Origin of the sequence: Nocardioides marmotae, assembly GCF_013177455.1 — a bacterium.
Taxonomy (GTDB): Bacteria; Actinomycetota; Actinomycetes; order Propionibacteriales; family Nocardioidaceae; genus Nocardioides; species Nocardioides marmotae.
Map to the genome: position 1 here is coordinate 3,413,071 of NZ_CP053660.1, position 22,095 is coordinate 3,435,165.

The following is a 22,095-nucleotide window of genomic DNA, read 5'->3' on the forward strand; positions in this document are numbered from 1 at the left end:
ATGGCCGCCCCGGTCACGAACCCGGCCCCGCCGCCGGCCGCGGCGGAGGCGGTCGGCGGCCGCGCCCCCCGCGCCCCCCGCGTCGCCCGGCACCGCGGCGACGGCGTGGTCGCGTGGCTCTTCCTGGCGCCGTACCTGGCGCTGTTCGGGACCTTCGTGCTCGCGCCGATCGTGCTGGGGATCTGGATCAGCCTGCACAGCTGGGACTTCACCCTCCCCGGCAAGCCGTTCGTGGGCCTGGACAACTACGCGGACCTCTTCGACCCCGACTCGGTCTCCTTCGACCCGTTCTGGAACTCGATGCAGGCGACCGGGATCTTCACCCTCTTCAGCGTCCCGCTGCTGATCGTCGTGCCGCTCGCGGTCGCGCTGGTGATGAACGAGAAGTTCCGCGGCCGCAACCTCTTCCGGGCGATCTACTTCGCGCCGTACGTCCTCGGCGTCGCGGTCGTCGGCGTGATGTGGCGCTTCCTGCTCGACCGCAACATCGGGGCGGTCAACTCCTACCTCGACGCCGTCGGGCTCCCCGGCGACACCGCCTGGCTGAGCTCGGTGCCCGCGGCGTGGGTGGCGCTGGTCGGGGTGACCGTGTGGTGGACCCTCGGGTTCAACGCGGTGATCTACATCGCCGGGCTGCAGGACATCCCGCGCGAGCTCTACGAGGCGGCCGAGATCGACGGCGCGAGCCGGTGGGCGTCGTTCCGCCACGTCACGCTGCCGGGGCTGCGGCCGGTGACGATGTTCGTGACCCTGGTGACCGTCATCGCCTCGGCGAACATGTTCGGGCAGTCGTTCATCATGACCAACGGTGCGCCGGCGCGGGAGACCCAGACCGCGATCTTCTACATCGCCGAGACCGGGCTCCAGAACTTCCAGATGGGCCAGGCGGCCGCCGCCAGCTGGATCCTCACCCTGGCGCTGATGCTGCTCTCCGTCGTGGTCTTCGCGGTCTTCAGGGCCCGGGGGCAGGTGAGCGAGTCATGACCGGGAGCCTGGGGCGGGTCCTGCGCTACACGGTGCTGGTCGTCCTCACCCTGCTGTTCGTCAGCCCGCTGCTGTTCGTGCTCATCACGTCGTTCAAGACGCCCGGCGAGGCGGTGCAGACCCCGCCGACGTGGTGGCCGAACCCGTTCTCGCTGCAGGCCTACGAGCGGATCTTCGACGCCACCGACACCCCGGTCTTCCGGTGGTTCCTCAACTCGATGCTCGCCGCGACGGCCAACGCCGCGCTCGTCGTGGTCACCGCCGCACTGGCGGCCTACGCCCTGGCCCGGCTGGAGTTCCGCGGCAAGCGCGTCGTCCTCGCGCTCATCGTCTCCACCCTGTTCGTCCCGCCGGTGATCCTGGTGATCCCCAACTACGAGATCGTCGGCCGGCTCTACTGGCTCGACACGCTCGTGGCGATCATCGTGCCGACGGCGGCCAGCGCGTTCGGCGTCTTCTTCCTCCGGCAGTTCTTCATCGGTCTCCCCCGGGAGCTGGAGGAGTCGGCGTTCCTCGACGGCGCGAACCGCTGGCAGGTCTTCACCCGCGTGGTGCTGCCCCTGTCCAAGCCGGCCCTGGCCACGCTCGCCCTGCTGTCGTTCCTGACCAACTGGAACGACTTCCTCTGGCCGGTCTACGTGCTGTTCAGCCCGGAGAACCAGACGCTGCAGGCGGGCCTCTCGACGCTGCAGTCGGCCAACGCCGTGCGCTACGACCTGCTCATGGCAGGCGCGGTCGTCGCGAGCGTGCCGGTGCTGCTGCTCTACCTGGTCGCCCAGCGCTTCGTCATCGAAGGGGTCTCGCGCTCGGGCGTCAAGGGGTGAGCCGGCCACCGGTCCTCGGCCGCCGCGCCGTCCTGGTCGGGGCGGCCGCCGGAGCGCTCGCCGCCTGCACCGCCGTGCGCGACGCCGGACCCGCCACCTCCTCGCCCGCTCCCGCACCGTCCACCGCCCAGGAGGCCGCCATCTTCGACCTGTCGCTGCAGATCACCGACCAGCACCGTCCCTTCGCGCTGGTGGCGCCCGGCTTCGCCGCGCTCGAGGGGTACGCCGTGCGGCCCTCGGACGCCGGGCCGGGCAGGGGGCGGGACGTCGGGCTCCACGACAGCGGGCCGCCGGCGCCGTTCGCGGCCGTGCAGGCGCGGGTGACGCCCGGCGGGGAGGGAGCCACGGCGGCCCTGGGCCTGGCGACCCCCGCCGGCGAGCACGTGCTCGTCCGCTGGTCCTCGCGGACCGGCCGGGTCACGATCGAGGTCCGCACCGGGGGCCGCACCCGGGTCCTGCGCCGGCGCACGGTCTCCCCCGCCGGCTCCCCCACCGGCACCTTCGGCCTCGCGTTCGCGCTCTGCGAGAACCAGGTGACCGCGCTGCTCGACACCGGGGCGGGCTGGGAGCCGGTGCTGACCGAGCGCACCAAGGTCGCCGACCTGGTCGACCTGCGGCGCGAGGACGTCCTGGCCGAGCACCGGTACGCCTGGGCCGGCCAGGACGTCGCGCTCGAGGTCGACGCCGGCGTCTTCGGGATGACCGGGCTCCGCGACCCGCACCTGGTCCAGCACGCCGACGGCACGCCGTACGAGCGCGACGGCCGGGTCTACCTCACCTGGACCTGCGCCGGGCTCGGGTTCTTCCAGCAGGCGCACTGGACGGTGTGGTCGCTCGACCCCGCCGACCCGCGCGACATGCGGCTGGAGGGGCAGCTGTTCAGCCGCCGCGACGGCCTGGTGCTCGGCGACCACGCCGGCCAGGTCGTCCGCGACGGGGACCGGTGGCTGGTGGCGAGCAGCTCCTGGGGCGACTTCGAGCCCGGGTCGATCCACGTGCGGCACACCGAGACCACCGCCGACGTGCTGCACGGCGTCCACGTGCTCGACCACGAGCGCACGCCCCTGCCGACCGAGCAGGGCACCTGGGACCCGGGGTTCACCCGGGTCGACGGCGCCTGGCACGTCGGGTACGTCGAGAGCCCCTCGCAGGACCCCTTCGACTTCCACCCCGTGCTCGCGCGGACCCGGGCGGCGCGCTGGCACGAGGACCTCGAGCCGGTGCTGGTCGCCGACGACCTGCACCAGACCGAGGGACCGATCATCGCCACCGTCGAGGACACCACCTGGTTCCTCGCCAGCGACGGCGACGCCCGGCACTACCCGGTCTTCGACCTCGGCGGGCGCCGCGTGGGGCGGCTCGACGCGCCGTACCCCTCGAACATCCCGCACCCCCAGCTCCTCGCCGACCCCGCCGGCGGCTGGTGGATGATCAGCTTCGAAGGAACCCAGTTCGCCGAGCCGGTGATGGGCTACGGCGGGCACGGCGACGTGGTGCTGCTGCACTCGCGGTGAGCCGGGCCTCCGCGGCCGGTGGGGTGTCAGGCGGTGTCAGTCGGTGTCAGTCGATGGTCGTGGGCGGCAGCGCCCGCATCGACCGCGCCGCGCGCAGGGCGCGCAGCACGTTGCGGGCCTCGGCCCGCCCGCCGCGCAGCGGGCTGAGCACGACGACCGCGAGCGCGACCAGCCACGGCTTGGCGCGGACCAGCGCGTTCTCGCCGTACCGGAAGTGGACGGCGAAGAGGTTCCGGTACATGTAGAACCCCTTCCAGCCGGCCAGGTCGTGCTGCTGGTCGAAGTCGAGCTGCCGCACGAGCACCGCGTCGCGGACCGCCCAGATCCGGAAGCCGGCGCGGCGGGCGCGGACGGCGAAGTCGACGTCGTCGTAGAAGATGAAGTACGACGGATCGGGCAGCCCGATCCGCGTCACGACGCCGCGGCGGCACATGAAGCCCTCGAAGGCGACGTTCTCCAGCTCGACGCGCTCGGGCATCGCCGCGCGGGTCCCGAAGTCGGTCTCGACCATCGCGGTCTTCGGCTTGACCGCCCACGGGTGGGTGAGGTCAAAGCGGGTCGCGGCCTTCTCGCACAACCGGCCGGAGCGGTCCTCGCGGACGGCCATCAGGCAGTCCTCGTCCTGGGCGAGCAGCACGTCGAGGCAGTCCGGCGCCGGGACCACGTCGTCGTCCATCAGCCAGATGCGATCCCAGCCGCCGTCGTAGGCCTGCCGCACGCCGAGGGAGAAGCCGCCCGCGCCGCCGAGGTTCTCCGCGGTGCGGGTGACCCGCAGCCAGGGCTCGGTCCGCGCCGCCAGCACCTGCGGGGTGTGGTCGGTGCTGGCGTTGTCGACGACGAGGACGACGTCGGGGGCGGTGGTCAGCGCGGCCAGCCCGTCGAGCATCCGGTCGAGCAGGTCGGCGCGGTTGTAGGTGACCACGACGACGGCGACCGTCTCGCGGGCCTCGTGCGGGCTCACCCCAGGAACCTCCGGTGGCCGGTGAAGTCGCCGCGCAGCGCCGCGACCCAGGCCCGCGCGCTCAGCACGAGTCGTCGCGGCTGCGGCCGGGTCACGGTGTAGAACCACAGCGTCTTGGCGACGAACGCCAGCGCGTGCGGCCAGCCGCGGTACTCCCGCAGGTTGAGCAGGTTGTTGCGGGCCATGCAGTAGTGCTTGAGGTCGCTCGGGCTGTGGTTGTACGTCGTCCGGCCGCCCATCATCGGGGTGCCGAGCTCGCCGACGCTCGGGTGGAGCACCCGCGCGCCGACGACCGTCGCGATCCGCCCGCCCGCGCGCTCGGCGCGCAGCCGGTACTCGTGGTCGTCGCCCCAGATGAAGAACTCCTCACGCGGGGTGCCGATCCGCTCGACCAGCTCGCGGGTGACCAGCACCCCGTTGAACGGGATCACCACGTCACGGATCAGCCCCGCCTCGTCCGCGGCCGCCGCGACGTCGGCCATCCGGTGCACCACGCGGGTGCCGCCGGGCAGCCGGATCGGGAAGACCAGCCGGCCGGGGTCGGCCTCGTCGACGACGACCGGGCCCCAGAAGTCCAGCTCGCCGCGGTGCTCCAGCAGCAGGTCGAGGCAGTCGTGGTCGGGCAGCCCGTCGTCGTCCATCAGCCAGACCAGGTCCGCGCCGCGCTCGACCGCCCAGCCCAGCCCGGCGTGGAAGCCCCCGGCACCGCCGGTGTTCTCGGCCAGGGTCCGGCCGAGCACCGGCGTGCTCGCGTGCTCGTCGGGCATCTCGCGGTCGGTGAGCCCCGCGAGCCACTCCCCCGTGCCGTCGGTGGAGGCGTTGTCGACCACGAGCACCTCGACCAGCGGGCTGCCCGGCCGGGCGCCCACCTCGTCGAGCCGCTCGACCAGCCGCTGCAGGAGCGCGATCCGGTCGTGGGTCACCACCACCGCCACCACCCGGGGCGGCTGCTCCGCGGGGAATCGGCTCGAGTCGCTCACGGGCGCCACCCTACGAGCCGCTCCGCTGCGGACGTCATGCGGACGCAAGCAGGCGGGTGCGCGCTTCGCCTGACGTCCGCGGGGGCGGGTTGTCGGAGTCCCCGTCCCCGACGGGCGCCCGGCTCGCGCGTTTCCGGCCACGCTGGACGGGTATGCCCGCCCCATGGGGATCTTCGGGCTCGAACCGAGCGAGATGGGCGCAGCGGCGGCCACCTCGGAGGGCGCGGCGGGCGATGCGCGGAGCCACGACGGTTCCGCCACGCTGTCGACGCTCGGGTCGGCGCTGCCGGGCAGCACGACCGCACAGACCGCGCCGCAGCTCGGCACGGCCTGGGAGGACGGCGTGAGCGGCTGGGCCGACGAGGTCGACGACCTGGCCGAGTCGACCGAGAAGCTGACGCAGGACGCGAAGGAGACCGACTCCGGGTCCCGCGGGTTCTTCGAGCTGTTCCGCGGCCACCTGGGCGGTGGGTCGTGACGACCTGGTCGGAGGTCAAGCGGTGGTCCGGGGCCAAGGTCGCCGAGGCGGGGGAAGCCCTGGTCGCGGACGTCAAGGTCCTCGAACGCGCGAACGACGACCTCCGGGACCGCGCGGTCCCGGATTCGCTGGTCGGGCTCTCCGCGTGGGCGGCCCGCATCAAGCAGCGGTCGCTGGTCTCGATCATGGAGGAGCACGTCGAGGGGGCACGGACCTATGCGAAGGCCGTCCTCCGTGCCGAGGTGCGCGTCTCCGCGCTCGAGGAGGTGATCGTCCAGGTCGAGCACGACGCGAAGACCCAGGAGTTCGCCGTCAACGGCGACGGATCGGTCGTCGACATCGCGACGCCGCGCACGTTCGAGACGCCGCGGCAGGCGGACGCGTGGTCCCAGCAGCGCATGAGGCTGCTCGACGCGCTCGTGGAACGGGTGGGGCAGGTCCTCACCGAGGCACTCGAGATCGACAGCGCACTGGAGGACGCCCGACCCGACGACGCGTTCGCCGACGCGGGACCGCAGGGGGTCGTCGACCCCCTGGCGCGGCGCGAGTGGGAACAGATGAGCGACGAGGAGCGGCGGGCGGTGCTGGAGGAGATGACGGCGCGCCTCGCGGAGGAGTACGGGCTCGAGGACATCGACCTCGTCATCGAGGACCTCGAGGACCGGGACGGTGACGGCGTGGACGACGACCCGAGCATGGACTCACACGGCTTCTACCGGGACAAGGACCGCAGCGTGCACCTGGACTCCAACGAGCTCGACGACCCCGACATCATCAACACCCTCGCCCACGAGCTGCGGCACGGGATGCAGCACGAGGTGGCGCGCGACAACGACCCCAACCCGATCGACGACGGCCTCATCGGGCTCGGCATCAAGGACGATCCGTGGGACCCGCCGCCGGGGGTCAGCCGCGACGACGCCGAGCGGTGGGCCGAGAACTTCGACGACTACAAGCAGGCGGAGGACGACTTCGACGCCTACTACAACCAGCCGGTCGAGGTCGACGCCCGGGAGGCCGGCGAGGACTACCTCGAGGACCTCACCCGTGAGGAGCTCGAGGAGCTGCAGGAGGCGAGCCGGTGACCCCCGCACCCCCGACAGCCCCTCCGGCCGGCCGGTCCACCTCGGCGCTCGACGAGGTGGCCGGGCTCGCGGCGGCGTACGCCCGCAGCCGCACGGCCGCGGACCTGGACGGGCTCCGGGACGCCGTGCGCCGCAGCCCGGGGCTCGACCCGGGACTCGACGTCACCACCGTGGTGCGCCCGCTGCTCGCCGCCGGCCGGCACGCGGAGGTGGTCGCGGCGGTGCGCGACCTGATGCCCGGTGCGTTCCTGAGCCCCTCGGCCCACCTGGCCCTCGCCACCGCCCACGACGGGCTCGGCGACGCGGAGCGGGCGGGCATCGAGCGCGGCCGCGCCTGGCTCGCCCTCGCCTCGATCGCGTCCACCGGTGACGGCACCCCGGAGCATCCGTTCAGCGTGCTGCGGGTCTCCGACGAGTACGACGTGCTGCGCTCGCGAGGCCTGCGCCCCGCCGGCCAGCGCACCGTCACCCGCGGCGGCCGCGACCTCGACGTGCTCCGCTGCTCCGACGGCAGTGACCTGTGGTTCGACGTCACCGCCCTCCGGGTCCGCGGGTGACCCGGCGCAGGCACTGGACCGGCGTCGCAGCGGGCGTCCTGGCGCTCGCGGCCGTCGCGTCGACCGCCGGCTGCTCCGGCGAGGAGGACGACCCGGGGGGCTCGGGCACCGGCCTGAGCGGTGACGTCGACCGGGTCCCCGGCCAGCTGGTCGTCGCCGACTGGGCCGCCACCGACCCCGCCGGCGAGCGGCTCGTCGCGCCCTGCCTCGACGAGCTGTGCGTGTGGGACACCGCCTCCGGCGCGCTCCGGACGACGTACGACGGCGGGCGGGTCGTCGCGTGGTCGCCCGACGGCGAGCTGCTGGCCACCAGCGAGGTGGAGTCGAACCGGCCGGTCGTCGAGCTGCTCGACGCCGCGACCGGCGAGGTGTCGCAGACGCTCGTCGGTCACGACGAGGTCGAGCCGGGCGAGGGGGCCGAGGGGATCCAGGCGCTGGCGTTCGGAGCCGGCGGCGTCCTCGCCAGCGCCGGCCCCGACGGCACGGTCCGCCTCTGGTCGACCGACGACGGGTCCGCCGGCGCGGCCCTGGAGACCGCCTCCGACGCTCCGGACCAGCTCGCGTTCTCACCCGGCGGCTCCGTGCTCGCGGTCGCCGCCCCGGACGAGCCCGTCGAGCTGTGGGACCCGGCCTCGGGCGAGCAGGTCGCGGTCCTCGACGCGCCCCCGCAGGAGACCGTCGTCTACTCACCGGACGGGCGGCTGCTGGCGACGGCGACGAGCGCGGCCGACGCGGACGCCACGGTGACGCTGTGGGACACCGCGACGGGTGAGCCGCTGCGTACCTATCCCGGGGGCGTCCAGGCCTACCGGCTCGCCTTCTCACCCGACGGCGTGGTCCTGGCGATGACGCAGAAGGACGACGCGGACGTCCTGCTCTGGCCGGTGTCGGGGGACGCGACACCCCGCCGCGTGAGCGGCCTCGCCGAGCCGGCCCGCAGCGTGCTGTGGTCGCCGGACGGCTCGACCCTGTGGGCGGTCAGCGGCACCGAGGGCGTGGTCGCGCTCGACGCGCGCACCGGTCGCGAGCGTCGGAGGTTCGAGCTGCCGGAGGAATGAGCAGCGACGGCACACCTCCTCGAGCAACCTCGAGCCGCGAGCGATCCACACGATCGGATCGCGAGCAAGGCACCGGGGCCGGAGGCGGACGACGGCGGGCAGGCCCGGGCGACAACCTCCGGCGTACGCCCGTCCCCGAGGCCGCAGTTCAGCTCACCGGGTTTCGACACGGCTCGCTGGCGCTCGCCTGCTCAACCAGCGATGGGGCGCTCGCCTGCTCAACCAGCGAGGGGATCAGCAGGCGGCGCCGAGGTCCTCGGCCTGGTTGGCGGCGTACCCCTCGGCCATCGAGCCGAGCGAGCCGCCGGTGACCGAGTCGGGGGTCGGCTTGGGCTTCGCGCCGCCGCCCTTGGCGGTGGCGACACCCTCCGCGCGGTCGATGGCCTGCTCGACCTTGCTGCGGACCAGGTCGATGTCGGGGTCGGAGGTGACGATCATCGGCGGGACCAGCGAGAGGGTGGAGAGCTTCTGGCCGCGGGCCTTGAGCGCGAGGTCCATGAACGTGTCGAGCTCGGAGGCCGGCAGGTTCGTGGAGATCATGTCGGCGGAGGCCTGGGCGATCCGCTCGAAGTTCCGGACGGCCGACTGCGGGCTGACCTGCTGGAGCATCGCGTTCATGACGCACTTCTGCCGCGCCATCCGCGAGTAGTCGTCGGAGCCCTCGCGGGCCCGGGCGTACCAGAGGGTGTCGTGCCCGTTGAGCTTACGGACGCCGGGCTCGATGTAGTGGAAGGTCTTCTCGTGCGGCAGCCCGACGGGGATCGGCTGCCGGACGTTGAGGGTGACGCCGCCGACGGCGTCGACCAGGCCCTTGAACCCGTCGAGGTTCACCAGCGCCCAGTAGTTGATCCGCAGGTCGGTGATGCCCTCGACCGCGGCGACGGTCGCGTCGATGCCGGGGTTCTCGGAGTCCTCGAAGAGCTCGCTGTGGTCCTGGGCCCAGGTGCTGACGCCGTTGAGGTAGCAGCCGTCGCAGTCGAAGCCGTCGGGGAACTCCTCGGCCATCGGCGTGCCGTCGCGGAACGGGAAGTTCGCCAGGTTGCGCGGCAGGCCGATGAGCACGGTGCGGCCGGTCTCGGCGTCGATGGAGGCGACGGTGAGCGAGTCGGGCCGCAGGCCCCAGCGGCCGGCGCCGGCGTCGCCGCCGAGCAGGAGCACGTTGAACCGGCCGTCGTGGGCACCGACGACCTTGTCGGAGCCGAACATGGTGAGGATGAAGTCGCGCTGGACGGCGACCATGTGCGCGCCGAAGAGCATGGTGCCGATCACCGAGAGGCACAGCACGCCGTTGACGCCCACGACCGCACGGCGGTGCGCGAGGCCCAGGGTCAGCGGCTGGCCGATCCGCCAGGCGTCGAGGAACAGCGCTGCCCAGGCGATCGCCCCGACCATCAGCGCCAGGCGCAGCGCGAGCAGCAGCCCGGTGTCGGAGAACAGGGTGAACAGCACCTGGTGGTGCAGCAGCCCGACCAGCAGCAGGAGCGCGCCCGAGGCGAGGACGCCGAGCCACACGCGCAGCGCGATCAGGCCGATGCGCCGGTTGCCCGCGACCAGCTGGGCCGAGCCGGGCACGAGGAGGGTCATCACCATGAGCGCGATCGCACGACGGAAGCGCACACGCGCCGCGCGCTCCTCGGCGGGGGTGCGCGGCCCGCGGCCCGAGCCGTCGAGCAACCCGGGGGAAGAGACGGGTGGCATCGACATGCCTCTTTCTGCTGGGTACTGCTGTGAGTACTGAAGGGGAAGGTCAGTGCTGCCCGGTCAGTATCACCAGTCCCAGGCGTCACAGCGGTCCGCGACGCGCCGGAGGGCCGGATCGGCCTCCCGCTCAGGTGTCGCGTGGGCCACGCCGGCCCGACTCGATCTCCTCGCGCCGGGCCAGCCGGTGCGCGCGCCGGATCTCGGCCTCGCGCTGGCGACGTACCTCGTCGGGGGTCTCGGGGCGCAGCGGCGGCACCGGCCGCGAGCCGCTCTCGGGCGTGACCGCGACGAAGACGAAGTACGCCGACGCGACGTGCAGCGAGGTCACCGTCGGGTCGTCCCAGGGCTGGGCCTCGATGCGCACCCCGATCTCCATCGAGGACCGCCCGGCCCAGTTGACCTGGGCGTAGGTGCGGACGATGTCGCCGACGTGCACCGGCTCGAGGAAGGTCATCTCGTCCAGCGCGGCGGTCACCGCCTGGCCGCCGCTGTGCCGCTGCGCGACGACACCGGCCGCGGAGTCGGCGAGCTTGACGATCTCCCCGCCGTGGATGTTGCCGAGCAGGTTGGCCTCGCGGACGGTGACGACCTGGCCCAGGGAGACCCGGGCGTACGACGGCGGCAGGGGCTCGAGCGGGCTCCCGGACGCTCCTGCGTGCTCGGGCTGCGACATGCCGGCACGGTACCGTCCGCACCATGGCAGATCGTCCCCGGAACGGCGGGCCCGAGGGGGACCCGCCGGAGTACGGCTGGCTCTACGGCGGCAAGCAGGGCGGGGCGTCCGGCCCCGCCGGGCAGGAGCCCCCACGCAGGCCCCGGCAGCCCCGGCCGGCCCGCGAGCCGCGCCCCGACGAGACCCGGGTCATGCCGGTGCAGCCGCGCGAGGGCGGCCGATCGCGTGGCGCCCAGCCGACCCAGCCCGTCCAGCCGACTCCGCGCCCGACCCCGCGCCCGACCCCGCAGCGCTCCCCCGGCGGCCCCGGCGGCCCCGGCGGTCCCACCGGGCCCTCGCGCCCGGCCGGCCGGTCCCGCCGCGGCCTCCGGCTCCCGCGCCCGCGGGTGCGCTGGATCTTCCTGCTGCTCCTCGCGTGGATCGCCTACCTGGTGGTCGTGCCGGTCCTGGCGTGGAACGACGTCGAGAAGGTCGCCTTCGAGCCCGACGGCGAGCGGCCCGCCGACCAGCCGGGGACGACGTACCTCATGGTCGGTAGCGACTCCCGCAGCGACCTCTCGCCCGAGGAGCGCAAGCGGCTCGGCACCGGCGGCGCGGAGGGGCAGCGCACCGACACGATCATGCTGCTGCACACCGGCTCCGGGCCGAACCTGCTGATGTCGATCCCCCGCGACTCCAACGTCGAGGTGCCCGGCTACGGCACGACCAAGATCAACGCGGCGTACGCCTTCGGCGGCCCCAAGCTCCTGGTCCGCACGATCGAGAACGCGACCGGCATCCGCATCGACGACTACGTCGAGATCGGCATGGGCGGCCTCGCCGGCGTGGTCGACGCGGTCGGCGGGATCGAGATCTGCCCCGAGAACGCGATGAAGGACCCGCAGGCCAAGCTCGACATCAAGGCCGGCTGCCAGGAGGCGGACGGCGCGACGGCGCTCGGCTACGCGCGCTCGCGCAAGACCTACACCCGCTTCGGCGACACCCAGCGTGCGCAGGCCCAGCGCGAGGTGGTCGCGGCGATCGGCACGAAGGTGCTCTCGCCGTGGACGGTGCTCAACCCGTTCCGCTACTGGGACCTCAACCAGTCGGTGCCGGGCTTCTTCGCCTTCGGCGAGGGCACCAGCCCGATCCGCGCCGCGATGTGGGCGATGGCGATGACCCGCGTCAACGGCGAGGCGGGCCTCACCTGCGGCGTCCCGATCAGCGACCTGGCCGTCACCTGGGACCCCGAGCGCTCGGAGCAGATGTTCCAGGCCATCATCGACGACGACACCGACTCGATCCCGCGGCGGCTGTGCACTCCGACGGGACTGCCGAAGGAAGTGACCGGATGAGCTTCGAGACCCTGCTGTGGGACGTCGACGACCTGGGCGTCGCGACGCTGACCCTCCACCGCCCCGACCAGCTCAACGCGTTCAGCGTGACGATGGCCCGCGAGCTCGAGCACGTCTTCCGGACCGACGCGCTCGCCGACGACGTCCGGGCCGTGGTCGTGACCGGCGCCGGGCGGGCGTTCTGCGCCGGGATGGACCTCTCCGCGGACGGCAACGTCTTCGGGCTCGACGAGTCGGTGCGGCCCGACCCGGCGCAGTTCCGCGCCGCCTACGACCAGGAACCGTACGACGCCGGCGTCCGCGACACCGGCGGCAAGGTGACCCTGGCGATCCACGCGCTGCCCAAGCCGGTCATCGCCGCGATCAACGGCCCCGCGGTCGGCATCGGCGCGACCATGACGCTGGCGATGGACCTGCGCCTGGCCTCGACCAAGGCCCGGATCGGGTTCGTCTTCGGCCGGCTCGGGATCGTGCCGGAGGCGGCGTCGTCGTACTTCCTGCCCCGCGTGGTCGGCATGCAGCAGGCCCTGGAGTGGGTCTACTCCGCGGACATCCTCACCGCCGAGCAGGCGCTCGCCGGACGGCTGCTCCGCTCGGTGCACCAGCCCGACGAGCTGCTGCCGGCCGCCCAGGAGCTGGCCCGGTCGTTCGTGAAGGGGCGCTCCCCCGTCGCGCTCGGCCTGGCCAAGCAGCTCCTGCACCGGGGCGCGGCCGCCGCCGACCCGCTCGAGGCGCACCTCAACGACTCCCTGGCGATGTACTGGACCTCGCTCGGGGACGGCAAGGAGGGCGTCACCGCCTTCCGCGAGAAGCGCGAGCCGCGGTTCACCGGGCGCGCCTCGGAGCTCCCGCCGGTCTTCTAGGAGCAGACGCGACCGGGGCGTGGACCCGAGGGTCCACGCCCCGGTCGTGGGTGCGTGCGGTGTGCGGTGTGCGGTGGGTCAGCCGGCGGCCTTGGCCGCCTCGGCCTCGGTCGTGGCGCCGGCGGTGCTGAGGTTGCCGCCCTTGTCCTCGAGGTGCGCCCGGACGAACCAGTGGAACAGCTCCAGCTGGGTGGTCTGGCTGACGAACATGTCCTCGGTGACCGGGTCGAGCTCGCCGAGCTCCTCGAAGCCCTTGCGGTAGTCCTCGATCACACCGGTGTAGACGAGGTCGAGGGCGCCGAGGTGCTCCTGGGTCGTGGCGCGTCCGATGGAGTACTCGTCCCACGTCCGGCTCTTCACGAGCCGGCCTGGCGTGCCGACCGGCGAGCCACCGAGGGTCGCGATGCGCTCGGCGAGCTCGTCGGCGAAGCCGCGGATCGCCTCGACCTGCGGGTCGAGCATCTCGTGGACGGCGATGAAGTGCGGACCGACGACGTTCCAGTGGATGTGCTTGAGCGTCAGGTGCAGGTCGTTGGTGGCGTCGAGCCGGCCCTGGAGCAGCTCGATGACGCGCTGGGCGTCGGACTCGCTCATGCCGGGAACCGTGTAGCGGAGCTTCTTGGTCATGTCGCGCAGGTACCCACCACCCGCGCGGGTGAATCGGGGCGGACCCTCGCGCGGCCTCGCCTCAGAGGGCGACCGAGGCCACCAGGTAGGCCCCGGTGGCGACCAGCACGACGCTCGTCGCGCGCCGCAGGCCGGCCGCCGGCACCCGGCGCGCGAGCGCCAGCCCGAGGACCGCGCCGGCCGCGGCGAGCACCCCGAGCACGGTGCCGAGCCGGACGTCGACGTACCCCTCCGGCCAGAAGCCGACGACGGCGGAGGAGACGATCGGCAGCTGCACGAGCTGGCCCAGCGCGATCGCCTCGAGCAGGTCGACCCCGAGCGCCAGCAGCACCGGCACGAGCAGCACCGGCCCGCCGGTCCCGGTCATCGCCGACCCGAGCCCGACCACCACGCCGACGCCGAGGAGCGCGAGGGGCGGCAGGGCGCGGTGGCGTACGACGGGTCGCGGGCCGAGGAGGTGGTGCAGGCCCGAGCCGAGGGTCACCGCCGCCAGCAGCAGGACGAGCACGACCCCCGGGAGCGCGCCCCCGACCAGCGCGCCCGCGACCGCGCCGGGGACGGCCCCGAGGGCGAGCGGGCCGGCGGCGCCGCGGTGCAGGCGGCCGGTGCGGGCGAGCACGACCAGGGCGACGACGCCGGTGAACAGGAACGCCCACGAGCTGGTCGCCGCCGCCTGGTGCGGGTCGAGCCCGCCGGGGCCGGCGAGCGCGGCGGGCAGCAGGAGCCCGCCGACACCGACCGCGCCGACCAGCACCCCGACGGGGAGGGCGAGGACGAGCGGGACGGCGAGCACGGCGCTAACAGTACCTAGTCAGTCGACTTCAATGATGAAGCCCGGCCGGGCGGGGTCTCCCCCGCCCGGCCGGGCGCGCGACGCCGGCCGTGCGGCCGGGGTCAGGAGGTCACTTCTTGACGATGACCTTGACGGCCTTCTGGACCGACGCGGTGGAGCCGTTGCCGAGGTACTTGACCACGATCTTCTTCGTGCCCTTGCCGAGCTTGGCGACCGAGAGGGTGGCGCGGCCGTTCTGGAGATGCTTGCTGGCGACCTTCTTGCCACCGAGGATGGCGACGACCTTGCCGGTGGCGACCTTGCCGTCCTGGCGGACGACGGCCGCGGCGACCTTGGCGGGCTTGCCCTTCTTGACGGTCTTCTTCAGGGCCTTGGCGTTCATCGCGGCCGACTGCTTGTTGACCTTGACGGTGCCGACGACCGGGTTCTGGCCGTCCTTGATCGTGCACGGGAACGCGGGGACCAGGGCCTCGAGCGGCCCGGGCAGGCCGAGCGCCTTGAGGTCGAAGGAGCTGGGCAGCTTGACGTCGTAGGTGCCGGCGGCCGGAGTCTTGAAGCTGCCGACGGTGCCGGCGAGACCCGCGACCTGCGAGAGCGGGCCGACCGCGGACTCGAGGCCGTCCAGCGGGATCGGCAGCGTGCCGAGCAGCATGCTGAAGCCGGGCAGGCCGGCGCCGAGCTCGGTGATCGGCAGCGGCAGGTTGCCGAGCAGGCCGAGCAGCCCGCCGATCTGCAGCTCGCCGAGGACCGGCACGAGGCCGCCGGGCACGTCGAAGTCCGCGAGGACGTCGGTCGGCAGCGCGTCGGCCGACAGGCTCAGCGGGACGTCGACCGGCAGGTTCAGGATCGGCAGCGTGCAGCTGAAGGTCGCGCCGCCGGACACGGCCGCGCTCGCCGGGGCCGCGGTGCCGGCGACCATCGCGCCGGTGGCGAGTGCGGTCGCGAGGCCGGTGGCGGCCAGGCGCTTGGTGACAGCAGAAGTCGTCATGGTGAGCTCCCTCCCAGAAGCAGACGGCGCTGCCTCCCTGCAGCGGCCACCGAGAAACGTAGGTCTGTGTGACGTGGATCGCAGCGGTTTGGCACAACCGGTCGGTCACTCCGGCCTGGCCGGGTGGTCGGGCGGGTGGTCGGGCGGATGCTTCACTGGGGCCATGACCAGCTGGCAGGACCCCGAGGCCGTCCGGTTCATGCTCGACGACTGCACGACCTGGGCGGTGGTGGGCCTCTCCGGTGACCCCAGCCGCACGGCGTACCAGATCGCGCAGCTGCTCCAGGACCGCGGCAAGCGCATCGTCCCCATCCACCCCTCCGCCGGGACGGTCCTGGGTGAGCAGGGGTACGCCACCCTCGCCGACGTCCCCTTCCCCATCGACGTCGTCGACGTCTTCCGCCGTTCCGAGGCCGCCGGCGAGTTCGCCGACGAGGCCGTCGCCGTCGGCGCGAAGGCCGTGTGGTTCCAGCTCGGCGTCGTCGACGAGGCCGCCTTCGAGCGCACCACCGCCGCCGGCGTCCCCATGGTCATGGACACCTGCCCCGCCATCGAGTGGCGTCGCCGCTGACGGTCCCGCCTGCTCCACCGGGCCTCGGCGGCGTCGCTCGACTGGGCCGGTCGGTTCATCAAGGTATGCAGGTGAACCCTCGCTCCCCACGGTGAGCTCACACGGGGAAGTGGGGCTCCGGCTGCATCCCTTGATGAAACAACCGCCGCCGACCCACCCCGGTCGAACTGCGAGCCCTGGGCGCGGGTCGAGACCCGGTGGGCTCGACTGCGGCCTGCGGGTCGTGGGTGGTCGCGGTGGCGGCAGCTATCGGGAGAGGTACGCCGTGGTCGCGGTCGCCTCCCGGCTCTCCGTGCGCGCGTCCCGGCCTCGGGTGGGCCGGCCTTGGACCCCTAGTTCCGAGGTCGCCGGGACGGCTCCTGAAACCGGCCGAAGTTGTGTCTCAATATGCGGTCTGACCTGGGGAAACCGTGCTTTGACTGTCGGTGGCGAGTGCTTGAGTAGACCCATGGCCAAGGACTCCCGACACCACGCACACACCGTGTGCCGGGCTGTCGCGAAGTCCCGCCGCAAGACGCTCCAGGCGGCGACCGCGGACCTGTGGTCGATGTCGGACGAGGACGTCCAAGCCGCCCTTGTCGAGGCCTCGCGGCTGCGTGCGCAGGCCGAGGCGCTCGAGCTGCGGCTGGTCGCCGAGGCCGACCGTCGGCACGCCGGCGAACGAGCCGGTGCGACCGACACCGCGTCGTGGTGGGCGCACCGCACCCGGCAGGAGCGGCGGGTGGCGAAGGGGCGGGCGCGGTTGGCGGAGTCCTTGGACCGGCATGCGCCCACCTCGGCTGCGCTGGTCGAGGGAGCGATCTCGGTGGGCCACGCCCGGGTGATCACCTCGTGTGTCGACCGGCTGCCCGAGGACCTGGAGGACCCGACCGTCCCGGCGCGGGCCGAGCAGCACCTGCTCGACGAGGCCGTCCACCTCGACCCGAAGACGCTCGCGGTCCTCGCCAAGCACGTCCTCACCGTCGTCGCGCCCGAGATCGGCGAAGCACGCGACGCAGCCGCCCTCGAGCGCGAGGAACGCGAGGCCCGCGCGAACGCGTGGCTGACCATGTGCCCCGACGGGAAAGGCAGCGTCCGCGGGAAGTTCTCCATCCCCGAGCTCCGCGCCGCGATGCTCCACAAGACCCTCCTCGCGTACGCCGCTCCCAAGCACCAAGCCGCCACCAAGGACCCCGAGGCGGACCAGGTCGAGCAGGTCGAGCGGCGGCCGTCCCCGGAACGGATGGGGGACGCGTTCTGCGAGCTCCTCGAACGACTCCCCACCAACCTCCCGAAGCTCGGCGGCCTCAACGCCACCGTCGTCGTCACGATGGATCTCGAGTCGCTCGTCGGTGGGCTCGCACCGGGAGTGCTCGACGACGGGCGCGTCATCTCCGCCGCCACCGCCAGGCGACTCGCCTGCGAAGCCGGACTGATCCCGGCGGTGCTGGGCAGCAGGTCCGAGCTGCTGGACCTCGGCCGCAAGACCCGACTGTTCTCCGGCGCTCAGCGACGCGCCCTCAACCTCACCCAGCCCACCTGCACCGCCGAGGGCTGCGACTGGCCCGCCCACCTCTGCCACGCCCACCACGACCAACCCTGGTCCAGTGGCGGGAAGACCGACCTGGCCAACGCCCGCAACCTCTGCCCCCGGCACCACGCCCGCATCCACGACCCCGCCTTCGAGACCACCCACCTCCCCGGCGGGAAGGTCGCCTTCCACCGAAGGACATAGGCCGACCAGCCGACGAATCAGGTCCGCCCCGCAGTCAGATCCCTCGACCACCGCAACCACAACGGTCGACCCCCACCCACCGCGAGCCGACAAGCAACCGCGCCCAGGTGCCTCGACCACCCCGAGGCCCTGCGCACCTCACCGGGCCTCGACACGCTCGCCAGGGCTCGCTGCTCGACCAGCGGGACGCAGGGCGCATCCCTCGACCACCGCAACCACAGCGGTCGACCCCCGGCCACCGTGAGCCGACAAGCAGCCGCGCCCAGGTGCCTCGACCACGACGGCGCGCAACCACGTCTTTTCTCAGAGTCCTTCTACACCGCACCACCCGCCGCCGGCGGACGCGCCCCAGCCACCGCCAGCGGCCGCGGGACCACAGGCCGCAGGCACCTCACCGGGCCTCGACACGCTCGCCAGGGCTCGCTGCTCGACCAACGGGACACAGGGCACAGCTCTCGACCAACGCAACCACAACGGTCGACCCCCGCCGACCGCGAGCCGAGAAGCAACCGCGCCCAGGTGCCTCGACCACGACGGCGCGCAACCACGTCTTCCTCAAAATCTCCCCACACCGCACCACCCGCCACCCACGGACGCGCCCCAGCAGCCAGCGGCGCGCAACCACGTCTTTCCCGAAGTCCTTCGACACCGCACCAGCGGGTGGCCGCCGGAGCTCGCTGCTCGACCGGCGGGACGGGCCCGGCGAGGGGGTGGGTACTGCGTCGCCATGGACGCGGAGATCACCCTGACCGTCGACGGACGGGAACGCACCGTCACCGTCGACACCCGGACGACGCTGCTCGACGCGCTGCGCGAGCGGCTCGGCGTGACCAACCCCAAGAAGGGGTGCGACCACGGGCAGTGCGGGTCGTGCACGGTGCTGCTCGACGGGCGCCGGCACCTGACCTGCCTGGCGCTGGCGGTGGCGTACGACGGGGCGGAGGTGACGACGGCCGGCGGGCTGAGCGGGCCGGACGGCGGGCTGCACCCGGTGCAGAAGGCGTTCCTGGACCACGACGGCTACCAGTGCGGCTACTGCACGCCGGGCCAGGTGTGCTCGGCGGTCGGCGTCCTCGACGAGATCGAGCAGGGCCACAGCAGCCACGTCAGCGAGGACCTCGAGGCCGACCCGGAGCTCACCGACGAGGAGGTCCGGGAGCGGATGAGCGGCAACCTGTGCCGCTGCGGCGCGTACGCCGGGATCCTCGCCGCCGTGAAGCAGGCTGGACAGCAGGAGGGCGCGGCATGAAGGAGCTGACGTACCACCGCGCCGAGGACGCCGCCTCCGCGGTCGCGCTCGTCAGCGGCGACCCCGAGGCCCGGTTCCTCGGCGGCGGCACGAACCTCGTCGACCACCTCAAGCTCGGCGTCGCCTCCCCCACCACGCTCGTCGACGTCAGCCGGCTGCCGATGGACGAGGTCACCGAGCTGCCCGACGGCGGCCTGCGGGTCGGAGCCAACGTGCGCAACAGCGACCTGGCCGCCCACCCGGCGGTCCGCCGCGGCTGGCCCGTCGTGGCGCGGGCGCTGCTGGCCGGGGCGTCGGGGCAGATCCGCAACCAGGCGACGACCGGCGGCAACCTGCTGCAGCGCACGCGGTGCGTGTACTTCCAGGACGTCACCACGCCCTGCAACAAGCGCGAGCCGGGCAGCGGCTGCAGCGCGATCGGCGGCTACGGGCGCTACAACGCGGTCCTCGGCGCGAGCGAGGCCTGCGTGACCACGCACCCCTCCGACCTGGCCGTCGGCCTGGCCGCGGTCGACGCGACCGTGGTCGTGCTCGGCCCGGACGGCGAGCGGCGGGTGCCGATGGGAGACCTGCACCGGCTGCCCGGCGACCGGCCCGAGCAGGACACCACGCTGGCCCACGGCGAGCTGGTCACCGCGGTCGAGCTGCCGGCGTCGCCGACGGCGCGGCGCTCGACGTACCGCAAGGCGCGCGACCGGGCGTCGTACGCCTTCGCCCTGGTCTCCGTCGCCGCGGGCCTCGACCTCGACGAGGACGGCCGGGTGCGCGACCTGCGGATCGTCTGGGGCGGGGTCGCCCACAAGCCCTGGCGGGCGGCGGTGGCCGAGGAGGCGCTGCGCGGCCGGTTCGTGAGCGAGGAGGCGGTCCGCGAGGCCGCCGAGGCCGAGCTCGCCGCGGCGGTGACCGACGACCAGACGGCGTACAAGGTGCCGATGGTCCGCAACCTCACCGCCCTCACCCTCACCGGCCTCGCGGAAGGAGCGACCCGATGACCGCCAACGAGGTCACCCCCACCCCGATCGCGCCCAGCTCGATCGGCACCAGCCTGCTGCGCCGAGACGGCGTGGAGAAGGTCACCGGCGCGGCGACGTACGCCGTCGAGCACCCGGTCACCGGCGCGGACGGCCGGCCGCCGCTCCACGCCTGGCTGGTCACCTCGACGGTCGCCCGCGGCCGCGTGGTGGCTGTCGACGCGAGCGCCGCGCTCGACCACGCCGGCGTCGTCTCGGTGCTCGACCACGCCAGCGCGCCGCGGCTGGCCGACACCAGCGACCGGGAGCTCGCGGTGCTCCAGGACGACGCCGTCGGCTTCCGCGGGCAGATCGTGGCGGTCGTGCTCGCCGAGACCTCCGAGTCCGCCCGCGAGGGCGCCGCGCTCGTGCGGGTCGAGCAGGAGGCGCAGCCGCACGAGGTGGTCTTCGACGCCGACAGCCCGACCTTCGCCCCCGAGGAGGTCAACGGCGGCTCGGAGACCGACACCCTCGACGGCGACCCCGACGAGGCGTTGGCCCGCGCGCTGGTGACCGTCGACGCGACGTACACGACGCCCCACGAGTTCAACAGCCCGCTGGAGCCGCACGCCGCGACCGCGCTGTGGGACGGCGAGCGGCTCACGCTGCACGACTCGACCCAGGGCCCGCGGCCGGTGCGCGGCACCCTCGCGCCGCTGCTCGGGCTGGAGGAGGAGCAGGTCCGGGTGCTCGCGCCGTACGTCGGCGGCGGGTTCGGCTCCAAGGGCCTCCCCCACGCCCCGGAGGTCGCGGTGGCGCTGGCGGCGATGACCGTGCCGGGGCGGCCGGTCCGGCTGGCGGTGACGCGGCAGCAGATGTTCGCGCTGACCGGCTACCGCACCGCGACCCGCTCCCACGTCCGCCTCGGCGCGCACCCCGACGGCCGGCTCGAGGCGCTGCGCCACGACGCGGTCTCCCAGACCTCGCGGATCAAGGAGTTCGCCGAGCAGTCGGCGGTGCCGGCCCGGGTCATGTACGCCGCGCCGCACCGTGCCACGACCCACCGGGTCGCCGAGCTCGACGTCGCGGTGCCGTCGTGGATGCGCGCGCCCGGCGAGATGCCCGGGATGTTCGCCCACGAGGTCGCGATGGACGAGCTCGCGCTGCACGCCGGCGTCGACCCGGTCGACCTGCGCGTGCGCAACGAGCCCGAGGTCGACCCCGACACCGGCAACCCGTGGGGGAACCGCCGCCTGGTCGAGTGCCTGCGCCGCGGGGCCGAGCGCTTCGGTTGGGCCGACCGGCCGGTCGAGCCGCGCGCCACCGTCGACGGCGAGTGGTGGGTCGGCACCGGCATGGCCGCCTCGACCTACCCGATGCTGTGGATGCCCGGCAACGTCGCGCGGATCCGCTCCCTGGACGGCGGCCGGTACGGCGTCGCCATCGCCGCCACCGACATCGGCACCGGCGCCCGCACCGTGCTCGCCCAGATCGCCGCCGACGCCCTCGGCTGCCCGCCCGAGGCGATCGACCTCGACATGGCCGACAGCGACCTGCCGTTCGGCTCGGTCGCCGGCGGCTCGTCGGGCACGACGAGCTGGGGCACCGCGATCGTCGCGGCGGCCCAGCAGTTCCGCGCCGACCACGGCGACCACCCGGACCCGGGCGTGGAGACCACCGCCGCGTCCGGCCAGTACGCCGACATGGACGGCCACGCGCTGCACTCCTTCGGCGCGGTGTTCTGCGAGGCGCGGGTGCACCGCTACACCGGCGAGGTGCGCGTGCCGCGGCTGCTCGGCGTCTACTCCGTGGGCCGGGTCGTCAACCCGCGGACCGCCCGCTCCCAGCTGCTCGGCGGCCTGGTCATGGGCCTGTCGGCGGCGCTGTTCGAGGACGGCTGGCGCGACCCGCGGACCGGGCACACCGTGACCCAGGACCTGGCGACGTACCACGTGGCCGCGCACGCGGACGTCCGCGAGCTCGACGCGGAGTGGCTCGAGGAGAGCGACGAGCTGTCCACCCCGATGGGCTCGCGCGGCATCGGGGAGATCGGGATCGTCGGCACCGCGGCGGCCGTCGCCAACGCGACGTACCACGCCACCGGGGTGCGGGTGCGCGACCTGCCCGTCACCGCCGACCGCTTCCTGGAGTAGCGCCCCAGGAGCAGGCCCCGGGAGGAGCGCTCTCGTCC

21 protein-coding genes are annotated in these 22,095 nt (G+C 73.6%); 14 read left to right on the top strand and 7 right to left on the bottom strand.

All coding sequences use genetic code 11. The features are described 5' to 3' along the window. From HPC71_RS16250 to HPC71_RS16260, 3 genes are read left to right on the top strand one after another with little or no spacing between them, the layout of a single operon-like run. Positions 1-984 (top strand): carbohydrate ABC transporter permease, encoded by a 984-nt coding sequence (locus tag HPC71_RS16250; RefSeq protein ID WP_154614763.1) that lies wholly within the window; start codon positions 1-3, stop codon positions 982-984. Then, positions 981-1,808, top strand: coding sequence for a carbohydrate ABC transporter permease (locus tag HPC71_RS16255; RefSeq protein WP_154614762.1), 828 nt, complete (start codon positions 981-983; stop codon positions 1,806-1,808). The genes HPC71_RS16250 and HPC71_RS16255 overlap by 4 nt, the downstream gene beginning before the upstream one ends. Continuing rightward, positions 1,805-3,322, top strand: a complete 1,518-nt coding sequence (locus tag HPC71_RS16260) for a hypothetical protein (protein WP_154614761.1) — start codon at positions 1,805-1,807, stop codon at positions 3,320-3,322. The genes HPC71_RS16255 and HPC71_RS16260 overlap by 4 nt, the downstream gene beginning before the upstream one ends. Positions 3,323-3,368: 46 nt before the next feature. Here the strand turns inward: HPC71_RS16260 and HPC71_RS16265 are convergent, their stop codons facing one another. After that, positions 3,369-4,283: a glycosyltransferase family 2 protein gene (locus HPC71_RS16265; RefSeq protein WP_171896930.1), complete on the bottom strand. Its 915-nt coding sequence runs from the start codon at positions 4,281-4,283 to the stop codon at positions 3,369-3,371. Beyond that, positions 4,280-5,263 (bottom strand): glycosyltransferase family 2 protein, encoded by a 984-nt coding sequence (locus tag HPC71_RS16270; protein ID WP_253943749.1) that lies wholly within the window; start codon positions 5,261-5,263, stop codon positions 4,280-4,282. The genes HPC71_RS16265 and HPC71_RS16270 overlap by 4 nt, the downstream gene beginning before the upstream one ends. A 163-nt stretch (positions 5,264-5,426) precedes the next feature. On the opposite strand from HPC71_RS16270, the gene HPC71_RS16275 reads away from it, so the two are divergent. From HPC71_RS16275 to HPC71_RS16290, 4 genes are read left to right on the top strand one after another with little or no spacing between them, the layout of a single operon-like run. Next, entirely contained in the window at positions 5,427-5,741 is a 315-nt protein-coding gene (locus HPC71_RS16275; protein WP_154614759.1) for a hypothetical protein, read from the top strand. Further along, positions 5,738-6,826, top strand: a complete 1,089-nt coding sequence (locus HPC71_RS16280; protein WP_154614758.1) for a DUF1289 domain-containing protein — start codon at positions 5,738-5,740, stop codon at positions 6,824-6,826. The genes HPC71_RS16275 and HPC71_RS16280 overlap by 4 nt, the downstream gene beginning before the upstream one ends. Further along, positions 6,823-7,383, top strand: coding sequence for a DUF4919 domain-containing protein (locus HPC71_RS16285; protein WP_216656440.1), 561 nt, complete (start codon positions 6,823-6,825; stop codon positions 7,381-7,383). The genes HPC71_RS16280 and HPC71_RS16285 overlap by 4 nt, the downstream gene beginning before the upstream one ends. After that, positions 7,380-8,441, top strand: coding sequence for a WD40 repeat domain-containing protein (locus HPC71_RS16290; protein WP_154614757.1), 1,062 nt, complete (start codon positions 7,380-7,382; stop codon positions 8,439-8,441). The genes HPC71_RS16285 and HPC71_RS16290 overlap by 4 nt, the downstream gene beginning before the upstream one ends. A gap of 234 nt (positions 8,442-8,675) precedes the next feature. Here HPC71_RS16290 and HPC71_RS16295 read toward each other — a convergent pair whose 3' ends face one another. After that, positions 8,676-10,139 carry an LCP family protein gene (locus HPC71_RS16295; protein WP_154614756.1) on the bottom strand — a complete coding sequence of 488 codons (1,464 nt, stop codon included), beginning with the start codon at positions 10,137-10,139 and terminating at the stop codon, positions 8,676-8,678. Between the two features lie 130 nt (positions 10,140-10,269). Next, the gene (locus HPC71_RS16300; protein ID WP_154614755.1) at positions 10,270-10,815 is read right to left on the bottom strand and encodes an acyl-CoA thioesterase; all 546 of its coding nucleotides are present in this window, start codon (positions 10,813-10,815) and stop codon (positions 10,270-10,272) included. A 23-nt stretch (positions 10,816-10,838) separates the two neighbouring features. On the opposite strand from HPC71_RS16300, the gene HPC71_RS16305 reads away from it, so the two are divergent. Further along, positions 10,839-12,149, top strand: a complete 1,311-nt coding sequence (locus tag HPC71_RS16305) for an LCP family protein (protein ID WP_154614754.1) — start codon at positions 10,839-10,841, stop codon at positions 12,147-12,149. Further along, a complete protein-coding gene (locus HPC71_RS16310; protein ID WP_154614753.1) occupies positions 12,146-13,012 on the top strand; it encodes a crotonase/enoyl-CoA hydratase family protein in 867 nt (288 codons plus the stop codon). Before HPC71_RS16305 ends, HPC71_RS16310 begins: the two co-directional genes overlap by 4 nt. A 78-nt stretch (positions 13,013-13,090) precedes the next feature. On the opposite strand, the gene HPC71_RS16315 is transcribed toward HPC71_RS16310, so the two are convergent. From HPC71_RS16315 to HPC71_RS16325, 3 genes are all read right to left on the bottom strand, one after another. Then, entirely contained in the window at positions 13,091-13,639 is a 549-nt protein-coding gene (locus HPC71_RS16315) for a Dps family protein (RefSeq protein ID WP_154614752.1), read from the bottom strand. Positions 13,640-13,700: 61 nt separating this feature from the next. Continuing rightward, a complete protein-coding gene (locus HPC71_RS16320; RefSeq protein WP_154614751.1) occupies positions 13,701-14,432 on the bottom strand; it encodes a sulfite exporter TauE/SafE family protein in 732 nt (243 codons plus the stop codon). Between the two features lie 109 nt (positions 14,433-14,541). After that, the gene (locus HPC71_RS16325; RefSeq protein WP_154614750.1) at positions 14,542-15,420 is read right to left on the bottom strand and encodes an Ig-like domain repeat protein; all 879 of its coding nucleotides are present in this window, start codon (positions 15,418-15,420) and stop codon (positions 14,542-14,544) included. 163 nt (positions 15,421-15,583) lie between these two features. Between HPC71_RS16325 and HPC71_RS16330 the strand changes: the two genes are divergently transcribed. The 5 genes from HPC71_RS16330 (at position 15,584) to HPC71_RS16350 (ending at position 22,057) form a co-directional block, all read left to right on the top strand. After that, complete coding sequence (locus tag HPC71_RS16330) at positions 15,584-15,991, top strand: CoA-binding protein (RefSeq protein WP_154614749.1); 408 nt, start codon at positions 15,584-15,586, stop codon at positions 15,989-15,991. Between the two features lie 448 nt (positions 15,992-16,439). Then, positions 16,440-17,705: an HNH endonuclease signature motif containing protein gene (locus HPC71_RS16335; RefSeq protein WP_171896931.1), complete on the top strand. Its 1,266-nt coding sequence runs from the start codon at positions 16,440-16,442 to the stop codon at positions 17,703-17,705. 727 nt (positions 17,706-18,432) lie between these two features. Further along, positions 18,433-18,954: a 2Fe-2S iron-sulfur cluster-binding protein gene (locus tag HPC71_RS16340; RefSeq protein ID WP_154614747.1), complete on the top strand. Its 522-nt coding sequence runs from the start codon at positions 18,433-18,435 to the stop codon at positions 18,952-18,954. Continuing rightward, entirely contained in the window at positions 18,951-19,946 is a 996-nt protein-coding gene (locus HPC71_RS16345; RefSeq protein ID WP_154614746.1) for an FAD binding domain-containing protein, read from the top strand. The genes HPC71_RS16340 and HPC71_RS16345 overlap by 4 nt, the downstream gene beginning before the upstream one ends. Next, positions 19,943-22,057, top strand: a complete 2,115-nt coding sequence (locus HPC71_RS16350; RefSeq protein ID WP_154614745.1) for a xanthine dehydrogenase family protein molybdopterin-binding subunit — start codon at positions 19,943-19,945, stop codon at positions 22,055-22,057. Before HPC71_RS16345 ends, HPC71_RS16350 begins: the two co-directional genes overlap by 4 nt. The last annotated feature ends 38 nt before the right edge of the window (positions 22,058-22,095 follow it).

Coding starts and splice junctions, on each gene's coding strand:
- HPC71_RS16250 (WP_154614763.1), top strand. CDS start 1: ATGGCCGCCCCGGTCACGAACCCGGCCCCGCCGCCGGCCGCGGCGGAG.
- HPC71_RS16255 (WP_154614762.1), top strand. CDS start 981: ATGACCGGGAGCCTGGGGCGGGTCCTGCGCTACACGGTGCTGGTCGTC.
- HPC71_RS16275 (WP_154614759.1), top strand. CDS start 5,427: ATGGGGATCTTCGGGCTCGAACCGAGCGAGATGGGCGCAGCGGCGGCC.
- HPC71_RS16295 (WP_154614756.1), bottom strand. CDS start 10,139: ATGCCACCCGTCTCTTCCCCCGGGTTGCTCGACGGCTCGGGCCGCGGG.
- HPC71_RS16300 (WP_154614755.1), bottom strand. CDS start 10,815: ATGTCGCAGCCCGAGCACGCAGGAGCGTCCGGGAGCCCGCTCGAGCCC.
- HPC71_RS16305 (WP_154614754.1), top strand. CDS start 10,839: ATGGCAGATCGTCCCCGGAACGGCGGGCCCGAGGGGGACCCGCCGGAG.
- HPC71_RS16310 (WP_154614753.1), top strand. CDS start 12,146: ATGAGCTTCGAGACCCTGCTGTGGGACGTCGACGACCTGGGCGTCGCG.
- HPC71_RS16315 (WP_154614752.1), bottom strand. CDS start 13,639: ATGACCAAGAAGCTCCGCTACACGGTTCCCGGCATGAGCGAGTCCGAC.
- HPC71_RS16325 (WP_154614750.1), bottom strand. CDS start 15,420: ATGACGACTTCTGCTGTCACCAAGCGCCTGGCCGCCACCGGCCTCGCG.
- HPC71_RS16330 (WP_154614749.1), top strand. CDS start 15,584: ATGACCAGCTGGCAGGACCCCGAGGCCGTCCGGTTCATGCTCGACGAC.
- HPC71_RS16335 (WP_171896931.1), top strand. CDS start 16,440: ATGGCCAAGGACTCCCGACACCACGCACACACCGTGTGCCGGGCTGTC.
- HPC71_RS16340 (WP_154614747.1), top strand. CDS start 18,433: ATGGACGCGGAGATCACCCTGACCGTCGACGGACGGGAACGCACCGTC.
- HPC71_RS16345 (WP_154614746.1), top strand. CDS start 18,951: ATGAAGGAGCTGACGTACCACCGCGCCGAGGACGCCGCCTCCGCGGTC.
- HPC71_RS16350 (WP_154614745.1), top strand. CDS start 19,943: ATGACCGCCAACGAGGTCACCCCCACCCCGATCGCGCCCAGCTCGATC.